Here is a 22,323-nt window from a genome sequence, read left to right on the forward strand (position 1 = left end):
TCGTCACGGCTAAAACCGCGATCTGAACTTTGTACCTTTAGCGATGGACATGGAAAACATCAGGGTATGGGTTCAGTCCAGCCGAGCGAGCCGCCTTCGAAAGAATATTCCTCTTTACTTCGCAGCTTCTAACAATCCATACCCTTGTAGAAAAGGCTCTAGACCGCAGTGGCCAGACCGTATTGCGCCTGTCTGCGGGCAGTGAGCGTCGCGCGTGCAGCATCTGCCAATCCCATACAACCCACAAGGAAGAGAATCCACTGCAAATCCATATTGCGGAGGATGAAACTCTCATCGAGGTTATAGGCAATGGTGAGGAAGATAAGGCCGATATACCAGTCCACAAAGGGAGAACGATTTGGACCGAAGGCAATCAGCGTATTCTTTGCCGCAGGCAGAAGCATCAGCAGGAAGCCCGTAAGGCCTACTAATCCCAGATCGAGCCACAGATTTAGAAAGCCATTATGAGCGTGGGTCAGGGAGAAGCGAACCGCCATCATGACGTTAATGTCTTCTCCTTGAAAGCCAATCCAGAAGGCGCTATAGCCATAACCAAGAAGCGGCCTCTTCCAGGCAGATTGCAGCGCTGCGGCCCAGATGTCGGTTCTGCCGGAAAAGGTCTTATCACGGCCCATCATGGCAATGAGCTGATCCAGATGGGCGTAGAGCACGGCAGCAACTCCGGCGAAAATCACTCCTCCAACAGCAACCAGCAGCACAGATTGCAATCTCGGAAATTTCCCGATGAGCCGTAGAACCCCCATGAGTGCGATATAGATAACTGCTATGCCCCAGGAGGTTCTCGATTGCGACATGCCGATCATGAACAGCACGAGAAGGCCGTACAGAAGGCGATGTGACCGTTTAACACCTGTAGCCTCACTGGGAAGAAAAACCGGCGTAAGCAGGTAAACCATGGCAATTCCGCAGGAGTTTTTCTGCGAATAGATTCCCTGCCAACTGCCTGCATTCAAGCCGATGCTGTCGATTCCATACTTGGGCAACGCCACGCAGAAAAAAATGCTGGAAAGCGCAGCGACAGCTCCGACAAGCATCACCAGGCGCGTCAACTGCTGTGGATTCATTCCCTTCGCCAGGTAAACGGCAAAGAAAGTTGAAACCAGCAACCAGAGCCCCTTACGGAAGGTGATGGTTGGATCCTGAGACCAGAGCATAGAGGCGAGGGCAAGAAGAGGAAGAAAAGCAATCAGCGGATGTCGAACAAAAGAGTCGAACAGTATCCGCCATTGTGGCTGCATTGCACCCACGCAGATCACCATCACCAATCCCACCACTGCCATACCGGCAATCGTCTGGAACATGCCGACACCGGAACCGGTGATAAAGTCGGCGTTCGTGCTCATCAAGATGGGGACAGCGCCATGCGTCGAGAAAAACAACATGGGCAGCAACAGATACAAGCTTTGGGGAATGATGCTCCGAAGACTCCGACTCTTGACCCCGGAGAGAAAACTCGCCGGGTAAGAGGGATAGGTTTCATTCATAAATTGTCCTCAAAACAGGTTTGGCCGAATCGCTGCGGGCACTCACAACATTATCTAAGATGACAACAGAGACAAAGAACGCCGGACGACAAAGCCAGAGACTCTAAAAATTCACGGGAGATGAGTGAATATAGGGAATATTTCCTCTGCACAACTCACATCACACACATGTGTTCAACTACTAGAGATGTTTGCCCTGACAGATTTAAGTTTAACAAAGAGTAAACTATTAATTCGCAGCATTCCCCTATTCATTTTCCTTCTCCCTACATCTGGGATTGCCTGCCTCACCAGTACAACTGAAAGCTCAAATCTCATCATCTAAGGCGACCTACCATGGACAGAAGAAACTTTCTTCAGCTAGGAACTATGGCAGCCAGCGGAGTACTGGCGGCAAATCAACTCGGACGACGAATGTCCGACAGAGTTTATGCAGCGGTAAACGGGCTCAAGGATTACCTTTCGACAAGCGGAGTCTATGTGGGGGCCGGGCTCGATCATCGCTGGGCCGGTAATCCAGCAATCCTCGCCCGCTATAAGCAGGATTGCGCGATTGTTACCCCTACCTACGAGATGAAATGGGGGGCCTTTCATCCCTCTGCAGACCGTCTCGACTTCTCCGCAGCAGATGCATTCGTTGGCGTGGCGCAACAATACGGTTGGAAGATTCATGGACACAACCTCATCTCCAACGGAGACACCAAGGGGCCGACCTTCCCCAATGGAAGCCTGAACAAATCCAACGCCAGGCAGTACATGGAGAAATATATTTCAACCGTCATGTCCCGTTATCGGGGCAAGATGCAGTCCTGGGACATCATCAATGAGGTTCTTGCTCCCTGGGTTAAGCCGAACATGCTGATGCCGGGAACATGGCTCGATACGCTAGGGCCGCAGTACGTAGACTATGCATTTCTGGCTGCAGCCTCCGCAGATCCTACGGCAAAGCTCGTCTGGAACGATCATCACATGGAACACAACACCCCCGAAGAGACCCGTTGCCGTCAGTTGGCGCTCACGCTCCTGAAAGGAATGAAAAGCCGTGGCGTTCCCGTTCAGGTTCTGGGACTACAAAGCCATCTTCGCGCCCAGGATCCGGTGGGAGGTCCGGACTTTGAACGCTTCCTTCAGGAGGTTGTAGGTCTTGGAGTCGAAATTTACATTACCGAATTGGATGTGGACGATACGCAGCTCCAGGGCTCTCCCTCGCAGAGAGACGACCAGGTGGCCTCGATCTATGAAAAGTATCTGGAAAGTGTTCGTCGAATTGCGAACCCGAAAGTGATCATCTTCTGGCAGCTCACGGACCAGACAAACTGGCTTGATTGGGACGCCAAGAGCAATCCCAACCATAGACGCACCGACGGAGCGCAACACCGTCCTGCTCCCCTGGACACCTCTATGAAGAACAAACCAGCCTACAACGCTATCGTTCGTGCTCTTCAGCAGCGCTAGGGCAGTTAAGGAACTACCCACAAGGGAGAAAATATCAAAGGCCGCAGAGCCAAAGCGCTGCGGCCTTTATCTATGGAGCTTGCAAAATTCAAAACGCCTTGATCTTCTTGACCCTAAGGTTCGACGCGGATCAGGTTCCCCAAAATATTCCGCTCCTGTGGAGTCAAGGAATCGAATCGCGGAGATTCGAGAACCGATTGGCGCTGGTTCGGAGGAATATCTCTCAAATCCTTAAGGGCCTTGCGCACCATCCGCTGACGATCGCCGGGAAGAGTTCGAACTTCATTCATCGATCCCTGAAGCTGCTGTTTCTGCGCAGGAGAGAGGCGCTCAATCGCCTCCAAATATTCCAGCTTTCGCTGCCTCTGCTCCGGGGGCATCGAGTTCAGATCGCGGAACTGCTTGAGAACCCGTTGCTGCGTTTCGGCAGGCAGATGATTGAAGCCGGGCTCCTGGCGAAGAGCATGCTCTTGCTGTTCCGTATTCAGAGATTGATGATTCCGCAGCCAATCTCCCAGGTGACCTGGTTGCTGCATCGGCGACAGACGCTGCGGTTGCGGTGCATTCTGGGTTCTGGGCGCATTTTGAGGCGGAACAACAGGCCCTCTTATTTCAGGAGCCGGTGCTGGAGCCGTCCGTACGGGAGGAGGCGCAGGGCGGGTGTTGGGATGAGCATGCGGTCTTTGCGCCTGAATTGCGAGAGGCCCGAAGGCAGCAAAAAGAGCAAACGAGAGTATCTGCACACGCATGGGTGCACGCCTCTGCTCTTTATTGGCAGACCTCCTGGTCATCTTCCCCTCATTCCTACTCTACGACTACCGCGAATCAATCCCGAAAAGAATTGCCTCAGTCGTCCTCTGAATCCGTATCTTGATTCATTAATTCAAGCTGCTGAATCATCTGAGCATTGTGATCCAACATCTGCAAATCCTTCACCGTCGCCGAGGCCGGCACCGACTTCTGATGGGGCCAGCTGAGCCCTGCATAAGTAGCGCCGCCAACCGCCAGCATAACGGTCAAGGCAGTGGCCGCAATGGGCCGCAGATTAAGATTCGTACCGTATTCCAACCAAGCCCGAAAACGCTCAATCACGCCAGCTGGAGCCTTGGCCTTCTCTTCACGGAGCTTGGCTGCCAACTTGGAATCGAAATAGGGAGAAGGCTCGGGAGCCCCCCAACCATCGAGCAGATCCATTGTTGCTTTTAGACCAGCCAGTTCCTCACGGCACCGCTCGCAGCTATCCGCATGCGCACGGACCTCCGGTGAAACTGTCTCTGGCTCGAAGAGCAGGTCTGCCAACTTCGATTTGATATCGTTGCAGGTCATTATCCCCTCACTTCTATGTCTGACCCAGTACCACCACTACTCACACAAAGTCCTTCAAGCGTTCGCGCAACGTTTGATAGGCCCGAAAGAGCAGTGATTTGGTTGCCGACTCACTTAACTTCAAAACCTCGCCAATCTGCTTGTAGTCCATTCCCTGATATTTGTGCATGAGCACGGCCGTCCTCTGTCTTTCCGGCAGTGCCATCACATGCTCACGAATGGCCTTCAACCTCTCCTGACGAAGCAGGTCCTCTTCTACGGTGGGAGTCTGGTCGGCTACATCTGGGGTTGTCCCGGTCTCGGAATCCGGTTCATCCAGATAAACATTCTGAGCAGCCCTCTCATGCTTGGTGTCCCGAGCATGATTTACCCCCAAGTTTGTAGCAATCCTATACAGCCAAGTTGTAAACCGGGCTTCTGCCCGATACGTCTGCCGGGATCGATACACCCGGAGAAATACCTCTTGAGCCAGTTCTTCAGCGACGGCCGATTGTGGACCATCCTAAACATGTGGACCATCCTAAACATAAAGTGAAGAATCGGCTTCCGATACTTCTCAATCAGGTAATCGAAACAGCTATCATCCCCGTCCCGGACCCGGAGCATGATCTCCGCGTCGGTCAAGGTCCCGTCACTGGGCATGGCGTTTACAGTCTCACTGTCATTCCATGCCTCAGGAAACCTCGTCTGATCTAGGACAAGACTTGCCATACCCTCTGAAACACGAGTCTCTGTGGAGGGTTGCGCATCTTGAGCCAAATCATGTGATTTTGAATCCTCGTCGCCGTCCCCCAAGCCATTCCGAGCACCGTTTTCGGGTGAGCTCATTGGATCAATGGGCAGCGAATTGAGTTTCTTGTCACGCATGAGGGATCGTAGCCGATTTTACCTGGAAGACCGGAGCAAAGAACAGACGGCGCCACAGAAGGACGAAAACAGACCAAATTTTGCCCTCAGGCGAGGCAAATGATAATCTTCTCAATGTCCCCACCTGATCTTCAGGGCGCATAACTCAGCGGTAGAGTGCCACCTTCACACGGTGGAAGTCGTAGGTTCGAATCCTGCTGCGCCCACCATAAAATCAATTACTTACAAGCAACTCGAATTGGCGATTGGTAGCATTTGGTAGCAAATGCTCAATTCACCATCTCTGAGCCTGCGTTGCTGGTGAGCATCGCGTAGACCGTACCTACCATTTGCTGCACGCTCTCAGGCAGTTCCTGCATGTACTCATTAGCGGTGGTGTCAGCTCGCGAGTGCCGCAGGTGGGACTGGATATCTTTGACTGAACCGAGATTCTGCGCCCGCGTTGCAATCGTGCGCCGGATCACCTGGAAGTTCAGCTTCTCGATACCTACAGACTCCCCGAGAGGCTTCAAGACCCTTTCCCGGTAGTTGCTGGTGTCGATGAACCCGCCGTCCGCATTCGGAAACATCGGGTCATCTGGAGAAGACTTCCTGTGCGCCTCGTTCTTACATAGAGCACCTTGGCAGGAACCTTCTTTGCACTCCAGCTTCCACCCTTTGAGCTCGGTGACCAGATCGTCTGGCAAATGCATTTTCCCCAAGCTCTTAGGGGTCTTACCGAAGGGCCGAATCACCCCCACGGTAGATGGTTTCGGTTAAGTCGAGTGTGTTCTCTCCATCAAAGGAGCGCCAGCGGATGGCAAAGAGCTCACTCGGCCGTAAGGCTTCTGTCATGTCGAGGAGGATGATCAGGCGGTCGCGGCGTGTCGCTTTCTTGAGCACGTCCGCCAACTGATCCCACGTCAAAATCCGTTTGTCCTTCGGCCTGAGATTCTTCGGAATCCTCAGCTTCCGGCTACCACGTATAAGGACTTGGGCGTTCCCCTTCATCCCTCAGCCATTGTTGCCACGTTCTTCCGCCTGCTAATCCTTCCACCGGCTCAATCCTGCCAAGCTGCTTCAGCTTGCCAACGCGGGGGATGGGTAACACAATCTTCTTCATCCGCTTGCCGCGAAGCCACGCATGAATGAGTTCTCGCTGGGCGAGGCTTTGAGGTCCGTGGGCATCTGGCAAACGCCCCGTCTTGCGATCCATTGCAGACTTGCAAAGCACCTCAGCTGCGAACTCAACGTCGATCGGCTGGAATTGCAGTTTCGGAGCCAGGATGAATGGCCCGACCACTAGACGCGAGAGGAGGTGTGACACGAAAGGATGAAACTGAGTGATCCGCACGATTCCATACGAGATGTCACTCGTTTCGAGGTCGCGCTCATCAGCCAACTTCGACTTGTAGTAGTCGTTATACGGCGCAGCCGACTCCATACTGCAAATGCTCACGTACACAAGATGGCATCGTGTCTTTTTCGCCACCGCAATGAGATTCTGCATGGCAATGCGATCCTTCTCGGGCTCAAACGGGCTTGATGCACAGTGAACCACGACATCCGCGCCAGCTAGACAAGACTTTACGCTCGCCGGATCTGTTAGATCGCACTGAAGCCAGTGCCCAACGAACCCGGGAGGTTTCGGCTTGCGTCCGAGGCCCGTGGGCACAAATCCGCTCTCGTTTAGCCGTGCTGCTAACGCTGCGCCTAGAACGCCAGACGCTCCGGTCACTACATAGTTTGCCGACATCAGATCTTCTCTCCCACTCGTCAGTTCATGCGGAGCACTACAGGTGGTACCTACCGCGATTCCAGCGTCAAGCACTTCAGCCTGCGAGACTTCGTATCGTCCCGACTTGTGACTTGTTTACTTAACCGTCGTCACGACAGGAGCGCCTTTGTCCTTGACGAAAAACGCGATGAATGTGGCGGGGGATGTTGCGCTGACGTTCTTGCCTTCAAGGTGAATATCGTCAGGGGCTTCGTAGAACGTGTCGCCTGGATGCAGTGTTACAGGAGGCTTTCCCTTGAGCTGCATGACGACGGTGCCTTCGAGAACGTAAACAAAAACATGCGCATTATGCCGATGCAGACCATCGCTGTGCCCCGGGGGGAATGTCACTTTGACCATCAGGCCCTCTTTGCCGGGAATGCCCGATAGGTCTTTCGATAGGAGCGGTTGCACGTCCGCATCTTGCGCAAGGGCCATTGGCGCAATGCAAACTACGAATAGCAGGAAAAGCTTCTTCAACTGAACATCCTCCAGTTAAAGAGGGTACTTATCACTGGTCTAGCTTTCTGTACCATATTGGAGTTCTGGAATAGACCATCGCACCAGTTCACGAACGGCTGCGGGATGCCTCGAACTCACCTGCCTGGAAGTTTCTGTGCAGGACACTGCACTCCTCTACCATCTAGACCAATCACTGCCCGATTGTTCTAAAGACTTTTTCCAGCACCCCAACGCCACGGTTGATTTCGTTTGTATTGCAGCCTGCGAATCCCAGCATGAGGGCAGGCTTCTGCTTATATTGGGCCGTGAATGTTGAGATCGGAACGACTTCAAGTCCCAAACGCGCAGCCCGCTCCGCAACAACTCGGTCGCTTAGCTTCGGCTTGATCCACGCGATTGTCCTCATCCCAGCCGCTGCCGCTTCCACTTCCAGATTCTCCGCTAGACGGCCGGAGGCTGCCTCCGTGAGGGAATGCAACCGTTCTGCGTAGACTTGGCGCATTTTTCGAACGTGATTGCCAAAATGCCCTTCGGTAATGAACTCAGCGAGGACAGCTTGATCCAAGGTCGCTGGATGTCTGTCTACAAAGCTGCGCGCTCTTTCAAAGGTTTCAACGAGCCTCTCAGGGAGTACAACAAACCCTAGTCGAAGCGCATTGAAGAGCATCTTGGTAAAGGTGCCGACATACAGGACGGAGCCTGACGCATCCAGGCTGTGTAAGGATGCGAGCGGCTTTCCAAAATACCGATACTCCGCGTCGTACTCATCTTCAATGACCCACGCCCCTGATCTCACTGCCCAAGCCAGGAGTTCGACTCTCCTCTTTCCAGACATCACTGTACCCAACGGGAATTGATTTGCTGGCGTCACGTAGGCGACTCGCGCACGTGGCCCCAATTCAATCCCTTTTCCCACCTGCAATCCTTCCGAATCTACTGGAACCGGGATCACTTTGGCTCCGGCTGCATGGAAGGCTTGCGATGCCCCTGGATAGCCGGGGTCTTCCATCCACACTTCGTCCCCCGCATCGAGAAGAAGACGTGCAAGCAGGTCCAAAGCTTGCTGCGCACCAGAGGTGACGACTACCTGTTCGGGAATGCATTTCACGCCGCGCGATCTGCCGACGTATTCCGCAATGGCACGACGTAGAGGCTGATAGCCCGCAGGATCGCCCTGACCATAAAGACTTCGTGGAGCATTTCGATAGACCCGGGCCGCCACCCGTGCCCAGAGGTCTACGGGAAATAGATCGATTGCTGGCTCATAGCTTCTGAACGCCATGCCGATAGAGCGTGAACTAGGAAGTACAAACGAGGGGTTGAACAACCCCTTAGTATGCTTGCCCAGCGTTGCGCGTGACGTAGTTTTCCTGGCGACCTTCCATTTCGGAATCGTTTCTTCCTTGGCAACAGGAGCAGATGCGACAAACGTTCCGGCGCTGAGTTCCGAAGACACATAGCCTTCTTCTCGCAGCTGATCAAACGCAGCAACGACCGTGCCACGCGACAGTCCATATTGATCCGCCAGGTTTCTTGTGGACGGTAGACGTGTTCCTGCCTTCAGTCGGCCGTCGAGTATCGCAGAGCGAAGTTCTGTGTAAAGCCAGCGCCAAAGCTCTTGATGTGTCTTACGTTCGCCAAGAACTAGATCTTGAAATGTCTCTGTCTTTGGCAAATGTCACCGCCATTCGGGATGATGGACCATTCGTTAGGCCCAATATGGACCGTTCGCCTAGTCCAATCAACTATAGCCTCATTTCTAGGAGGAACGAAATGAAAGTACGACTGGACCCATCGAAGGCATCTCCCTCAGCCTACAGCGCACTGTTTGGAATGGAAGGCTTTGTGCGGAAGGCTTCGAAGATTGAACCCTCGCTTATCGAGTTGGTCTACATGAGAACGTCGCAGATCAACGGCTGTGCGTTCTGCATCGACATGCACTCCAAGGATGCACGCGCGAACGGAGAGTCAGAACAACGCCTCTACGCTCTCTCGGCGTGGAGAGAAACATCGTTCTTTACCGAACGCGAGCAAGCGGCGCTGGCTTGGACGGAAGCGCTGACTCTCATCACTGTCGGCCACGTATCCGACGAAGTTTACGAGGAGGTACGCCGTGAGTTCAGTGAAGAAGAGCTCGTCAACCTCACCGTCGTAATCAACACAATCAACGGTTGGAACCGCATTGCGATCAGTTTCCGCATGTGTCCTGGGAGCTATGATCCGCACGCGAAGAAGCGCGAGTAGATAACCCTCACTCTTCTTTAGGAACTCCACACCATTTTCGAAAGGATTCAGGATGACAAAACTACTTCTTGCTCTGGCCCTCGCGATACCCGGCCAAGTTGCACAGGTCGGTAGCGTGACGGAACTCCTGAAGAAGGATCTACCGGGAATCAAAGGCAAAGAAGGCCTGATGATTACGGTCGACATCGCTCCAGGCGAAACAGTGCCAGCCCATAGACATAACGCTGCGGTGTTTGCGTACGTCCTCGAAGGGGACATCGTTACGCAGATTGAAGGCAAGTCTCCATTGACCCTTCATGCTGGCCAGAGCTTTTATGAAGCTCCCTCTGACGTTCACTTGCCGAGTAGGAACCTGAGCAGCAGCAAACCCGCGAAGCTGTTGGTCTTCTTCGTGAAGGAGGCGGGAGCTCCACCGACAGTTGTCATCAGCCCTGATGCCGTTTCTCACGACCGGCACTAGGCCATTAACTGAGGGGGCCAATGGCCCTACTAGGAGAACACAATGAAAGTTTTCGTTGCAGGCGCGAGTGGAGCACTCGGAGTGCCCTTTCTTAAGGAACTCGTGGAGCATGGGCATCACGTTACCGCGATGGCTCGGTCAGCGGGTTGGCAAGTAAAGAAGAACGGCGGAACGGTTGATTTCGTTCAAGTCGATGCTTTCGACAAGGATGCAGTCCGGGAAGCTGTGCAGCGTGCAGCCCCCGACGTCGTGGTAGATCTCCTCACCTCCTTGCCCAAGAACCTAGCCGATCTTCCAAAAGCATTCCCGCACGACAGGAAGCTCCGAATTGAAGGTGGCTCTAACCTATATTCCGCAGCGATCGCGGCAGGTGCAAAGAGGTACGTGCAACAGTCGAGTGGTTTTTATCTGAAGCCAGAGCACGGAGAACTTGCGACCGAAGCCGACGGCTTCCAACTGAACTCCAGTCCCGACATCTCTCTTGGCTGCCAGATGCTGGCTTTGTTGGAGACGCGCGCATTTAGCGATTCGCGAATCGAAGGCGTCGCGCTACGCTATGGATTCTTCTACGGACCGGGTACTTGGTACACACCGGACGGAGGAGCCGCTGATCTGGCTCGACAGAGCTCCCTCGCGCTTATCGGCGATGGCCGCGCTGTGAACTCGTTCATACACGTTCAGGACGCTGCAGTCGCGACTCTTGCCGCCCTCCACGCGGAGCCAGGCGTCTACAACATCGTCGATGACGATCCAGTGTCAGTTGCCGAATGGCTACCTGCTTTCGCTCGCTATGTGGGGGCACCGGTTCCTCCGCGTGTCAGCGAGGAAGAAGCACTCAAGACGATGGGGCCTGATGCGGTCTTCTTTCACAACGGCTTGAAAGGGGCACGCAACGACAAAGCGAGAGTGGATCTTTGCTTCCGGCCCCGCCGCCTCGAATGGCTCAACCCTTTACGCGCTTCGATTCCTGCGAATTAGACGTATCGAAAGGTAAACCACTGCGATGCGTACTGAGCAACATGAGACGAGCTTAGCAACGGCTGGGAACGAAGCCGATCAACTCCGCCAGCAGATCAGACAACTCCAAATCTGCGTGGCCGACCTCTTAGCGACAAACCAGTCGCTAAGAGTCCGACGGCTCAGTGCACAACGCCAACACCCCACACCATCTGTTCCCGAACTGGAGGCTCAATCATGACGGACTCTAAATCGCCATTGCTCGAAGACCTCATCGTTGCCTTCGCGCGAACTGCTCTGAGTGCTGGCTTCCTATCGGCCGTCGCTGACAGATTCGGAGGATGGGGATCGCATGGTTGTCCAGGTGTTGTTTGGGGTGACATCACTCACTTCCTCACCTACACGCAACGGCTGACAGCAATTTTCCCGACTGCTGTCAGCAACATTCTTGGATGGTTCGCCACCATCGCAGAAATAGGATTTGGCTTCTCCCTCCTCCTAGGATTCCGCATGAGAACGACCGCCGGTCTCAGTGGCGTGCTGCTCCTATCGTTCGGAATCTCGATGGCCATGGCGTCGGGACCTAAATCACCGCTTGATGCCTCTGTCTTCGCCGCTGCTGCCGCCGCGCTTCTACTTTGTGTCCGAAGTCCAGACCGATTCGCGTGGGATTCCAGAGCACGGACTAACCGGTAAGCGAGATGTCGCAGATAGCGCCTATGCTGGACTCAAAAGAGAACATGTGGCCGCTGGTTTTGCGAAGGTTCCGACCGATCGTGCGACCCGACTAAAGCATTCAGACGCAGTGTCGTAAGAAGAACTTCTAAACCGAGGCTCCGATCTGCTGCAAGGCGGAGCTTGCGTCAAGGCTGCTGAAGTCACTCTGAATCGTTCATCGATTGGGACGCCACTGCGGGAGGTACTGCCCAGGCGTAACTCCAGTGATTCTTTTGAAATGTCGCGTGAAATGATTCTGATCCGTGAATCCGACATCACTCGCGACGTCCACAATCGAAGCTCCCCTGCTGAGGTGTTTCTTCGCCGCTTCAATTCGAATTTGCGTCAGGTAGGCATGAAGAGAAAGACCGACGCGTCGACGGAATGTTCGCATCAAGTGAAACCTACTGAGTTGTGCGATCTCAGTCATATCCTCAACACTAATGTTCTTCCAATAATTTTTGTGGAGATAGTCTTTGACGCGGGAGATTTTACTCCGATCCCCGTAGATAGCCGAGTCGTTGATTGGCTTGGCAACCAGCCGTTCGTTCAGATTAGTGAACACATCCGCCAAGTCATTCTCAATATTGAGAGGGTCGGCGTCTCTTTCTAGTTTGCTATGTAATCGCAGCAAGCTCGTTGCGAGCGCAGCATCTTGGATAAACGGTTGTGCGAATTGAGGAACTCCAGATCCGAAATCTTCTGATCGATTCTGAAAAAACTCTTTCTCAAGGTAGATTACGCGGAAGCCCCAACGGTTGGTGGTCGCAGGCTCCGGAGCGTGCACTTCCCCCGGATTGAGCAGGAAGACCGTTCCCATGGGGAGAACGTGGGTGGAGTTCCGACAATAGGTACCCATCGTTCCGCGGTCTACGACACCGATAGCAGGCACAGTATGAAAGTGTTGGGCGAATTCGTACTTCTGATAGGAACCCTGTAACACTTCGACATTGTCGAGTCGCGGATGGCGCCAGATTCGCGCTTTGTCCTCCGGCCCCATAGGCATCGTCGCTGGTGAGCGCACGAGAACCTCATGCGTCATCAATCTCGTCGAAACCGGGAGTTGTTCTGGGCTGCCCCCATCGACATCTGCGATCTGGCTCACAGTCTAAGTTTAGCAGGGCGGGATCTGACATCTGTGGCGCAGATTCAATGCAGACAATGGACCTAGCTCCTCTCTTGATGAAAAGTGGGAGCACGATCCTACAAGACTATCTGGCTGCCCGTACGACAAGCTTATTCCCAGTGCCGTGCATCTTTTGAACGATAGAGCAAGACTGCTCCTCCTTCATGTTCGAACCCTGAGCCAACACCCACATACCAGATATCACCTTCTTTCCATGAGAAAGGATCACGAAACCCGGTAATCTTCTTTCCAGCAGGGGGTGCCTCAATGATTGGCTTGTCCAGTTTGTGCCATGTTCGTAACTCAGGTTCATTGGAAGTGGCGATGCATTGAACCTCTTTGAGTCCTTCGTTGCGAATTGTCTCTTGCTCTTTCGGCACCTTTGTTACGCCGGTATAGATGATGCTTGCGCCGTCATCGCTCGGCAGAACACTTCCGGTAAAAGTTCCATATGAGTCATAGGAGTTCTCCGTAGGCGAGAGTGCAATCGGCATATGTCGCCAGTGGACGAGGTCTGAGCTAATGGCGTGATGCCATCCGCGACCACCGAAACTCCCGTGGAAAAAAGCATGATATTGGCCGCGATAAAAGCGCGGAGCACAAGGATCGCCAAGGAACCCTGCTTGCGGCAAAAGATGATATTGGGGCCGCAAGGGATCATGAGCGAGTCTCATTCTGAGTTCTTCTTCAGGCGCGGCTGACGCTGCCTGAAAGGCCCACTTCAACACCAGCGGATTTCCTAAATGCAACGAACTCAGCGTAGATGAAACTAAGAAAGTACGTCGGTCCATTTGATTTCCTTCCCAATGCGGTTTTGAGTTCTGTCTTAGTTCGGAAGATCTCGGTCAAGCATCTCCTGGCGATAGAAGGGGCGGGGTAAGCGCTCTTTCAAAGGTGGAAGCGGATCCAGCGTTTGGTGCCCTTTCTGGCACCAGAAGGTGACGCTTGTATAGAGGTCGCGCCGGTCGTTGGCGTGCCAACTACTGACGGCCAGTTCCTAATCCTGCCTCGCCACACCCGACCCGAAGCTGATCAGCAAATGCTGCTGCAACTCCTACACCTGGTTCTGCGGCCACAACCTCCGTCCAGAATCTCGCAACCGATCGTGGAGACCGACTCCTCCCTGTGGTGAAGACCTCTGCTCTTGTTAAACCCAGAATCAAGCACCTACAGAAATCTTTCTCTCCAGTTGTCAAAGTCGGGCTAAACAACTCAACCAAGGAATGAGCGATGAGTTGGGAAGTCATGCGGACTGAAACTGGTCCTTGCGAATGCGGAGAATCAATTGGGAAGATTGCGATCCAGCATCTCGATGCGCCAAAATGGTTCAAGCAGTCTCTCGTGAAGCGGCGGCAGAGAATCGAGCTTTTCATGCGGTTCAGTCTGATACCAGAACGCAACGCTTGTGTAGCTGTCTTGCCTTTGATTCGCATGACCGTGCTCAATACCGGCGATCATCGATTGGTTGAAGTAGATTGGGTCCGCGATGTGGAAGCGATACATCACGTGCGTGCCGGTCCAGTCGCTGTTGCCGCGGTGCGAATACCCCGTAAATAGATGGTTGACTTCCTCTCGGAACATCCAGCCACTCCCGAAATAATCTTCGAGTCCTGTGCCATTGATCGATGCTTCCGCGGTTTTCCCGTCGATGAAGAACATGTCGTCTCCTTCCCCCCACCATCCCGTCGACCGCCCCTGGACAGCGAGAATCACTCCAACGAACTGGCCTGTACCGCGCGCACGCATGAAGTTGTAGTTCTGTTTCCCGTTGAGATTGATCGGCGGCGTACTCAGCGCGGGCTCTGCAGCCGTCAGCTGGCGATGCCACTGCGCATGAAATCTGCCTTGTTTCTCTGTTGTGCTCGAATCAGGGAAACGTACGTAGTCAATGTGGTAATAGAAATTAGGGACTTCCTGTGCGCCATCATTCGTCACTGTAATCCGAGCCGCTTTACTGAAAGGCATCGGGAAGTAACAGTTAAGGGCTTTCCCGTACACAGTAATCGGAAGCGATTGCCACGATTGGTAAGCCTGTCCTGTATGGCCGCCCGGTATATCTTCGTATTCAAATCCTGTACCAAAGAAGTCGCCAAGGGGAACTTCGACACTGGGATTCGTCTCGCCTTCCCAATACATCCGCAGCACTAGTTCCCTCAGATGGTTTGGGCTAGGAGAGTTAATCGTTATCCAGATATGGCGGATTTCCCCGGGGCCCTCAATCTGCGCCAGCGGCATGGTCGCACCAGCCTTCAGCACCACAAAATCTGCGTTTCCACCAGACCTATCCCAACTCGATGCCCGTTCCGACCTGGCACCAGGGTGAAGATCTGCGAGTCCAGAGAGTGGTCCAGGTTCTTGTTGTGCTCCACAACAAGAAGCCGATATCAGCATGGCCATGAAAAACAACCTCGCTACCGTTTTCCTAGCTACTGAGGTCAACTCGCAGCAGAAGCTCATATTTCCCCCTCACGACGGTCTAGGCAACCCGAATCGACACATTAGAAACCGCGACGCTTCCGCCTGACGCAGTCAGGTTCAGACTGATCGCGTCCACTGGTGCAGTAATCAAGCCAGACAACGACACTTCCCCCTCATTCAGATAGACCTCGATCGATCCCACGTCTACAAATACACTCACGGAAACAGATGAACCGAAGGTGCAGGGAACGCTGTACTTGTTCAACCACGATGAGTTCGTCGTCACTTGAGGGCCACATGTATCGCGCTTCAAAAATGCAGTACTCGCTCCAGGGTCGAATCCCACCTGCGTGAAATAGCCATCGCCGCCGCGCACCGACAGATAAACTCCTTTTGGCCACGCACCATTCACAGGCGAAAGTGTGCAGTCTATGCGGCAGCTCGCGGCACTGGCACCACTAGGCCAGCTGTACGCTGTCGCATCGGAGATTGTCTGGTTCGACCCGGATATCGATGTTCTGAAAACGGTGTTCTGCGCTGCAAGCGGCACGCTGAGCAGCATCAGCATCCCTTGAACCATCTGCAGCGTGAGCCTCCGAACAATACTAAGTTGACCAAAGTAGCCGTTGGTTCGCATCAACTTCGCATAGTTCCAGTTGTTCATCCATGCGATTGCATACGCATGCGCGAGGGGATCGTCGGCAGTCGCATCGGCGAATACAGTCGTAGCATAAAAATCGGGGCCGCCATCCAACCACCTTCCATCCGCGGAGTCCGGCGTAAATGTCGAACCATCGAATTCGCCAACCCAGTAGTACGTACCCGTGGTGAACCCTGACGAGGCACCATTCGCCCCACACAGCAGAACCCACTTGTCTCCATTCTTCGTTCCGTCCGCATGATAGAGGTGGAGCTGAAACAGGTGCGGACATTCCATGGTACCGAGGTCGCTGCGGATAATGGCACTCTCATACTTCCAGATGCGTAAATCGCTTGAAGAATAGATGCTGAGCTTGCCCACTTCAGCCAAGCTCATGATCCATCGCCTACTGTCCGTATGCCAGAAAACGCAAGGATCGCGAAACACCGGGTCAGCGATCGATGTATTGCCTGCCAAGGGATTGGCCTGAACGATCGAACCAAACTGAAAGGATGCTCCCCCGTCGTTCGAGTACCACAGGCCTGTTGATTGGCCGCCTAGTCTATCGCAGGGCATTGTCATGAGCGCAATCACCGCGCCAGCGCCATATCCGGTCGTGTTCGCCGAGTCGACCAGTGCCGACCCTGTCCAGCAATCTCCATAGATGGTTGTGTATTTCGGAATCGAGATACCCTTGTCTTTCCATGTGACCAGATCGGTTGACGTGTAGCGTCTCCAGGCCGTACCGTTGCCGGTTGGATAGTCGCCATTCCAAAGCACCCAGAGGTTCCACTGATTGTTGAACCACAATGGCCGCTGCGGATCATTGATCCATTCCGATGGAGGCGTCAAGTGATATTGCGGCCTGCTATCTTCCGTTATTGGAGCAGTGGTCGATCCCCCCGACGACCTCGACACTCCGCCCCTACACCCAATCGACGGCGTGGCAATGGCCGCCAAAATCATGCAGACCGCATCACGCCGAGTCAGCTGAAACGAATTAAGAGAAACAGCGTTCTTAGAACGCAATGGATGCACGATGCACTCTCCAGTCGGCCAAGAGGCTTCTCTTGGATTTATCGTCAAAGACAACAACACTCACATCCGTACAAGGCGAGCTTGCAGCTGTTCCAGTGTTTGCCCCTTGGTCTCCGGATAGAACACAGATACGACGAGGAGCTGCAGAACAGTCGCCGCCGCAAAGAACACAAAAGGCATTCCAGCACCGTACCTGTGGGCGAGCACTGGAAACGCCAAGGCAATAATTGTGTTCGTAATCCAGTGACTGGCGTTGCCTACCCCCTGCCCCTTCGAGCGCACGGCGTTCGGAAACACCTCTCCTATATAGACCCAGATCACCGCTCCTTGCGACAACGCGAAGAAGGCGATATAGAACACAAGCAGTCCCAGCAGTGCAGCGTGATGGCTGTTCGTGATGAAAACCCACGCGACCCCACTCAGGCACGCCGCCGTTCCTGCGGCGCCCAGCATCAGCAAGCTCCGGCGGCCAAAATAGTCGATGAACGACATCCCTACTAGCGTGAAGACCAGATTCGTCGCTCCAATCACAACCGCTTGCAAATCTCCCGAAAGTTGGCTGAACCCGGCGGCGGCAAAGATGCTGGGCATGTAGTAAAGAATGGCGTTGATGCCGGCCAACTGGTTGAAAGCGCCGATGGTGATCGCCAGAAACAGCGGCATCCGATACTTCTTGCTAAAGACTGCTTCATGTGCGGTTGCTTGCTCAGAGCGCATGGCCGCTTTGATTGCCTGCAACTCGCCTTGTGGATCAGGTACACCCATTTGTTCGAGAACCGCAATCGCCTCATCGATCTCGTTGCGCGAAGCTGACCAGCGCGGCGAACGAGGGATCCGGAACAAAAGGACAAGAAAAACGATGGCAGGCAAAGCGGCAACGCTGATCATCACACGCCATTCGACCGAGCCAAGATGGCAGAGACGTACCAGGTAATTTGAAACGTAGCCGATGAGGATGCCCAATACGACGTTGATCTGGAACGTGCCGACCAATCGGCCTCTCCATCGTGCGGGCGACAACTCCGTTATGTAGACAGGTCCCAACACGGATGCGGCACCGATTCCGACACCCCCGAGAAACCGTGTAAACAGCAACATCGGCCATCCAATGGATAGCGCTGTTCCGATTGCAGCCAGTAAATAGAGCGCGGCCGCATAGCGTAAAGCCGTTCGCGCTCCGAAGCGCTGCCCGATCACTCCAGCTACAAAACATCCAACTACCGTACCCACAGGGCCAAGCGCAACCGTCAGTCCCTTATCGAAGTCGCTTAAACCATAGAGCCTGACGACCGAATCGATCACGCCGGAAATGACGACCGTGTCGAACCCGAACAGAAGTCCCCCTAAGGCTCCTGTCAGCGTAGCTTTGATGAGTCTTGCATTGGGTCGACCGAAATTTGTTGATTGCATGGCTCTCCATCTTTCCGATTATGGAACCGCTGGTTGAATTTCATTTGTACGCAGGTCATTGGCCGTGCGGCATGGATTTCAGTGAAGTCAAACCGCACTTGTGCACGCTTCGGTTCCGCGAGAGTGACCTCGGGCTTCAAACACTGCAAACAACGATTTATTGAACCTCACGATAGTGGTCAGTGAGACTCATAGCGGTCGTGGCAGACAAAAGACAAAGCATCGTGCGCCGGGGGATTGATGTGTCTAAAGCAATACCTTTCTCCCAGACTTTCGAGGCTTCGAGGTATCCCCTCAAGAGCCGTGCGAAAGCATCGGACGGCTCTTGACAGGCAGGTACTACTTTTAGAATGTCGCCCGTACAGCGAGTTGCAGGTCTCTAGGCTGGTTTACCTGAGAGCTGATGGTGCCAGCATTGATACTCCCAGTCGTTGTATTGGGACCACCAAATTGAACCCGATTGAAGATATTGAATGCTTCGACACGGAACTCGACTTTCAGGTTTTCATAGACCGGTATATTTTTGAAAACCGACATGTCGTAGTTCGCTACGCCTGGAGCACGTAATTGAGAGAGATATCGTGGTGTATTGCCATATGTGAACTGACCGGGCGCACGGAAAGCATCCGTATTGTAGTAACGATTGAGACGTTTCTGCACCGGTCCGCTCAGTGTTGCAGTGGCGCCAGCGACATAGCTAGCTCGCTGTGAGCCGCCATTGTTGTTGAGTGTATTTGTAGCAACACCAACCGACAGAGGATATCCGCTCTTAAATGTGGCGATAGCGTTATATTGCCAGTTGCCTAAAATCATGGAACTAAATCCATGCTGTAAGTAAGGTTTCCCTTTCCCGAATGGCAACTCCCATACTCCACTTAGAGAAAGATTGTGAGTCAGATCGTTGCTGAATACTGCGCGCTCGCCAGCTAGATTGTTGAAGTCTTGTACCGGCCCACCGAGATTGTCGATTCCCTTGCTCCATGTATAGCTTCCCTGAAAACTGAGCCCATGGATGTATCGCTTGTTCACCGACAGTTGAAGCGCATGATAGATAGAGCTGCCATTGCTCAGATTCGTATTTAGATATGTAAACTGAGGATAAGGGAGAAGCAGCTGTGACCGAGCAACTGTAGCATTGGCGAGGAGTCCAACAGAGACATGGCCGTAAAACGGATTAGGCACCTGTTCGTTAAGGGCATTTCCTAGCGCAAGATATTGGTTGGGCAGTTGATTGAGTAGAGTGAAATTGTATAGGTTGTTGCCCTGACTGCCAGCATAGGCGAGATCCATCGTAATCGCACCCGGAAAGAGATGCTGGATACCCACATTCCATTGTTTGGCAACGGAAACCTTCTGTGTTTTGTCGATACCAGTTCCTCCTTGTCCAATAAGCGTCAGAAGTCCAGCAGAGTTCCCTGTTGCATATTGAAAGCCAGTAGGAAAGGGGTTAGACAGCGGGTTGACGGGATGAACTCCGTCGAACGAGGTCACCCAGCCAGTTCTTGTGGAGAATCCGTCGGACGGCGTACTACTTCCAACCACCGGCCCATAGAACATGCCGAAGCCACCACGAAATACTGTCTGCGCAGTGGGGGAAAAAGCGAGCCCTACTCGAGGTACTAATTGATTGAAGTGAATATTGCTAAGATATCTCGAATTACCCTTCACGCCGGGAAACTGGAATCCTCCTTTCAGAGATAATCCAGGTATCTGAAGAGGTGACGTCGTGTTAAGGTCGACTTGCGTTAGGCGATTGAGGCGTTCGGTATAAGGGGTATTGATGTCATATCGAACACCAAAATTTAACGTGAGCTTGGGTGTAATCCGCCAATCGTCCTGGAAATACATACCCCAGTGTTTGGTCGTAATATATTGCGGAGGCTCACTCGATCCAATGTCCCCGAAATTTCCATATCCCAAGAGAAAGGAGGCGAAAGAGCTGCCAGCATTCGAAGCGAAGGTGTAGGGATTAGGTCCTTGTGTCCGATCGGTACGGAATCCGTATACGCCATCAGCATCAACGTTATTTTTTCCGAAGTTTTGATCGACCTGGTAGACAGCTCCAAACTTCAAGGTATGCCGAGAAACCGTATTCGTGAAGTTGGCAACTTCCTGATAAGCCTCGACGGCGTTATTCAAATTGCCGCAGACTCCCACAGGAACCTCTCCTCCAACTCCTATCTGATCTAGCGACCAATTCAAACCGCCACTGCCTGTATTGATTTGCGGAAAGCAAGGCGCAAGTTTAGAGGTAGATGCAAGTGTACTGAAATAGTTTGGAAAACCAAGCGTCGTCGGATCAAAACCAAATCCAGGAGGAGTACGCTTCAGCATATAGCGGTTGTAGCTTGAATTGAGCTCCATAACGAGATTGGGACGAAGAGCATTGGTGTAATCGAGCACATGCTGCCACTCCATAAGGCGATCCGTTCCTAGCGTAGGAGCTGCCACCGCTGCCTGGGTTCCCTCATATGGATTCGGACGCTTAAAGATCGTCAAATTCTGAGAATATCGACCAAAGATCCGCTGACGATCACTGATGACATGATCAACGCGGGCAGAGCCTGTGTTCTTGACTGTGTTTGCATTACTCACCGACACAAAATTGTTGGCGTTCGTTGGTGCTGTACCTGTAGTGTTGGCTCTCGGGAAATAAGGAAGAATCTTCTTCGATACTGCATCAAAGCGAGTTGCATCGATCTTATTCCCGGAAAAGGGATCACGAATATAGCTACCGGGATGCGCAGGATCTGGTCTTGTTGTAGATGGATCGTAGATCACAACCATACGATTGTTGGCATCGAAGGTCTGCGAGAAATCCCCCGACCGTTGTAGGTCGGTAGGAACCGTGCCGGTTGCGGTAACGCTTTGCGTAAAACGTAGGCCTTCATACGACAGGAAAAAGAAGGTACTATCTTTTCTTTTCAGGAGATGAGGAAGAGAAAGAGGCCCACCCAAAGAACCACCATACTGGTTGTATTTGTATGATCCAATTGGAAGACCGGCCCGCTTGGCGAAATAATTATTTGCGTCGAAGATGTCATTTCTGGCAAATTCAAATGCCGAACCATGAAAATTCGTCGTACCGGACTTCGTAATGACATTGATAACGCCACCAGCAGAGTTACCGAACTCTGCACTAAAGTTGTTCACTTGGACCTTATATTCCTGCACATCATCAATCGAGGGATAAAAAGTCGGTCCATTGAAGGCCGAATTAGAATTGTCGCCTCCGTCTAACTGAAAACTACTTTGGTTGTTCCTCGATCCATTAATTGAAACAAATTGCTCGCTATACATCCCTACCGAGAGTTGTGTAAATGCTGCCGGTGCGTTTACGCCCGGTACCAGAGCGGCAAAACCATAAGGATTCCTTCCGTTAGTGGGAAGATCTTCGATCGATTTGGTTTCCAATTGGTAGCCAAGCGCAGAACTCTGAGTCGCTAGCGGAGGATCGGTTGAAGTCACCTCTATGGTCTCAGTCGAAGAGCCCACTTGCATTTTTACTGGCACAGAAATCGTGGAAGCGACATCGAGCTTGAAGGGACCTTGCGAAAACTGTTTGAATCCCTGCATTGTCACTTCAATCCGGTAGCTCACAGGTGGAAGCGAGCTAAAACTAAATACTCCGGAATCATTTGTTTTTACGGTTCGCACCTCTGAGGTGTCGATACTGATCAGCTTGACGTTCACACCAGACAGCACGCCGCCCGTATTATCTGTGACAAGTCCTTCGATCGATCCCGTTGAGCTCTGTCCGCTTAACATCGACGAATACAAAATGAAAACTGAAAGTAACAAGGTGAGGTATGCAAGCTTCCGCTTTATGCCTCGCCTAAGACAATCATTAACTACGTTCTTCAGAAACATCGCAGCCATACAAGCCTCCACTACAACGAAGGAATTTGTAGGCTTCTCAATATACATCTGTCAACAAATATG

At 52.9% G+C, this 22,323-nt stretch carries 21 protein-coding genes and 1 tRNA gene; 6 read left to right on the forward strand and 16 right to left on the reverse strand.

All coding sequences use genetic code 11. The annotated features are described in order from the left end of the window. Positions 1–158: 158 nt before the first annotated feature. A complete protein-coding gene (locus AC6I7T_RS11035; RefSeq protein ID WP_497793448.1) occupies positions 159–1,505 on the reverse strand; it encodes an O-antigen ligase family protein in 1,347 nt (448 codons plus the stop codon). A gap of 336 nt (positions 1,506–1,841) precedes the next feature. Here AC6I7T_RS11035 and AC6I7T_RS11040 point away from each other — a divergent pair, with 336 nt between their 5' ends. Next, the gene (locus AC6I7T_RS11040) at positions 1,842–2,960 is read left to right on the forward strand and encodes an endo-1,4-beta-xylanase (protein WP_497793450.1); all 1,119 of its coding nucleotides are present in this window, start codon (positions 1,842–1,844) and stop codon (positions 2,958–2,960) included. Between the two features lie 113 nt (positions 2,961–3,073). Here AC6I7T_RS11040 and AC6I7T_RS11045 read toward each other — a convergent pair whose 3' ends face one another. Genes AC6I7T_RS11045 through AC6I7T_RS11060 form a run of 4 tightly spaced genes read right to left on the reverse strand, consistent with a single transcriptional unit; the run spans position 3,074 to position 5,153 of the window. Further along, on the reverse strand, positions 3,074–3,751 hold the full coding sequence (locus AC6I7T_RS11045; protein ID WP_497793451.1) for a DUF3106 domain-containing protein: 678 nt from the start codon (positions 3,749–3,751) through the stop codon (positions 3,074–3,076). 55 nt (positions 3,752–3,806) lie between these two features. Beyond that, a complete protein-coding gene (locus AC6I7T_RS11050) occupies positions 3,807–4,286 on the reverse strand; it encodes an anti-sigma factor family protein (RefSeq protein ID WP_497793452.1) in 480 nt (159 codons plus the stop codon). A 40-nt stretch (positions 4,287–4,326) separates the two neighbouring features. Further along, on the reverse strand, positions 4,327–4,734 hold the full coding sequence (locus AC6I7T_RS11055) for an RNA polymerase sigma factor (protein ID WP_497793453.1): 408 nt from the start codon (positions 4,732–4,734) through the stop codon (positions 4,327–4,329). Next, positions 4,653–5,153 carry an RNA polymerase sigma factor gene (locus AC6I7T_RS11060; RefSeq protein ID WP_497794661.1) on the reverse strand — a complete coding sequence of 167 codons (501 nt, stop codon included), beginning with the start codon at positions 5,151–5,153 and terminating at the stop codon, positions 4,653–4,655. The genes AC6I7T_RS11055 and AC6I7T_RS11060 overlap by 82 nt, the downstream gene beginning before the upstream one ends. Before the next feature lie 134 nt (positions 5,154–5,287). Between AC6I7T_RS11060 and AC6I7T_RS11065 the strand changes: the two genes are divergently transcribed. Then, positions 5,288–5,362 (forward strand) — tRNA-Val (locus AC6I7T_RS11065). 60 nt (positions 5,363–5,422) lie between these two features. Here AC6I7T_RS11065 and AC6I7T_RS11070 read toward each other — a convergent pair. The 5 genes from AC6I7T_RS11070 to pdxR form a co-directional block, all read right to left on the reverse strand. Then, the gene (locus AC6I7T_RS11070) at positions 5,423–5,839 is read right to left on the reverse strand and encodes a hypothetical protein (RefSeq protein WP_497793454.1); all 417 of its coding nucleotides are present in this window, start codon (positions 5,837–5,839) and stop codon (positions 5,423–5,425) included. 28 nt (positions 5,840–5,867) lie between these two features. Continuing rightward, positions 5,868–6,059 carry a site-specific integrase gene (locus AC6I7T_RS11075; RefSeq protein ID WP_497793455.1) on the reverse strand — a complete coding sequence of 64 codons (192 nt, stop codon included), beginning with the start codon at positions 6,057–6,059 and terminating at the stop codon, positions 5,868–5,870. A 49-nt stretch (positions 6,060–6,108) separates the two neighbouring features. Beyond that, a complete protein-coding gene (locus tag AC6I7T_RS11080) occupies positions 6,109–6,963 on the reverse strand; it encodes an SDR family oxidoreductase (RefSeq protein WP_497793456.1) in 855 nt (284 codons plus the stop codon). 42 nt (positions 6,964–7,005) lie between these two features. Further along, the gene (locus AC6I7T_RS11085; RefSeq protein WP_497793457.1) at positions 7,006–7,389 is read right to left on the reverse strand and encodes a cupin domain-containing protein; all 384 of its coding nucleotides are present in this window, start codon (positions 7,387–7,389) and stop codon (positions 7,006–7,008) included. Positions 7,390–7,561: 172 nt separating this feature from the next. Next, complete coding sequence (gene pdxR / locus AC6I7T_RS11090) at positions 7,562–9,046, reverse strand: MocR-like pyridoxine biosynthesis transcription factor PdxR (RefSeq protein WP_497793458.1); 1,485 nt, start codon at positions 9,044–9,046, stop codon at positions 7,562–7,564. A 98-nt stretch (positions 9,047–9,144) separates the two neighbouring features. Between pdxR and AC6I7T_RS11095 the strand changes: the two genes are divergently transcribed. The 4 genes from AC6I7T_RS11095 to AC6I7T_RS11110 all read left to right on the forward strand — a co-directional run bounded on the left by AC6I7T_RS11095 (position 9,145) and on the right by AC6I7T_RS11110 (position 11,728). Then, positions 9,145–9,615, forward strand: a complete 471-nt coding sequence (locus AC6I7T_RS11095; protein ID WP_497793459.1) for a carboxymuconolactone decarboxylase family protein — start codon at positions 9,145–9,147, stop codon at positions 9,613–9,615. Between the two features lie 52 nt (positions 9,616–9,667). Next, positions 9,668–10,075 (forward strand): cupin domain-containing protein, encoded by a 408-nt coding sequence (locus AC6I7T_RS11100; protein ID WP_497793460.1) that lies wholly within the window; start codon positions 9,668–9,670, stop codon positions 10,073–10,075. A gap of 42 nt (positions 10,076–10,117) precedes the next feature. Then, on the forward strand, positions 10,118–11,053 hold the full coding sequence (locus AC6I7T_RS11105; protein WP_497793461.1) for an NAD-dependent epimerase/dehydratase family protein: 936 nt from the start codon (positions 10,118–10,120) through the stop codon (positions 11,051–11,053). Between the two features lie 216 nt (positions 11,054–11,269). After that, positions 11,270–11,728 (forward strand): DoxX protein, encoded by a 459-nt coding sequence (locus AC6I7T_RS11110; protein WP_497793462.1) that lies wholly within the window; start codon positions 11,270–11,272, stop codon positions 11,726–11,728. Between the two features lie 196 nt (positions 11,729–11,924). On the opposite strand, the gene AC6I7T_RS11115 is transcribed toward AC6I7T_RS11110, so the two are convergent. From AC6I7T_RS11115 to AC6I7T_RS11140, 6 genes are all read right to left on the reverse strand, one after another. Continuing rightward, the gene (locus AC6I7T_RS11115) at positions 11,925–12,854 is read right to left on the reverse strand and encodes an AraC family transcriptional regulator (protein WP_497793463.1); all 930 of its coding nucleotides are present in this window, start codon (positions 12,852–12,854) and stop codon (positions 11,925–11,927) included. Positions 12,855–12,985: 131 nt separating this feature from the next. Next, complete coding sequence (locus AC6I7T_RS11120) at positions 12,986–13,666, reverse strand: glycoside hydrolase family 32 protein (protein ID WP_497793464.1); 681 nt, start codon at positions 13,664–13,666, stop codon at positions 12,986–12,988. Positions 13,667–14,156: 490 nt separating this feature from the next. Then, positions 14,157–15,272, reverse strand: coding sequence for a glycoside hydrolase family 172 protein (locus tag AC6I7T_RS11125; RefSeq protein WP_497793465.1), 1,116 nt, complete (start codon positions 15,270–15,272; stop codon positions 14,157–14,159). A gap of 79 nt (positions 15,273–15,351) precedes the next feature. Beyond that, a complete protein-coding gene (locus AC6I7T_RS11130) occupies positions 15,352–16,971 on the reverse strand; it encodes a glycoside hydrolase family 32 protein (protein WP_497793466.1) in 1,620 nt (539 codons plus the stop codon). A gap of 60 nt (positions 16,972–17,031) precedes the next feature. Continuing rightward, entirely contained in the window at positions 17,032–18,381 is a 1,350-nt protein-coding gene (locus tag AC6I7T_RS11135; RefSeq protein ID WP_497793467.1) for a sugar porter family MFS transporter, read from the reverse strand. A gap of 345 nt (positions 18,382–18,726) precedes the next feature. After that, positions 18,727–22,260 carry an outer membrane beta-barrel protein gene (locus AC6I7T_RS11140; protein ID WP_497793468.1) on the reverse strand — a complete coding sequence of 1,178 codons (3,534 nt, stop codon included), beginning with the start codon at positions 22,258–22,260 and terminating at the stop codon, positions 18,727–18,729. Positions 22,261–22,323: the final 63 nt, after the last annotated feature.

The sequence above is a fragment of the Humiphilus diazotrophicus genome (assembly GCF_059726315.1).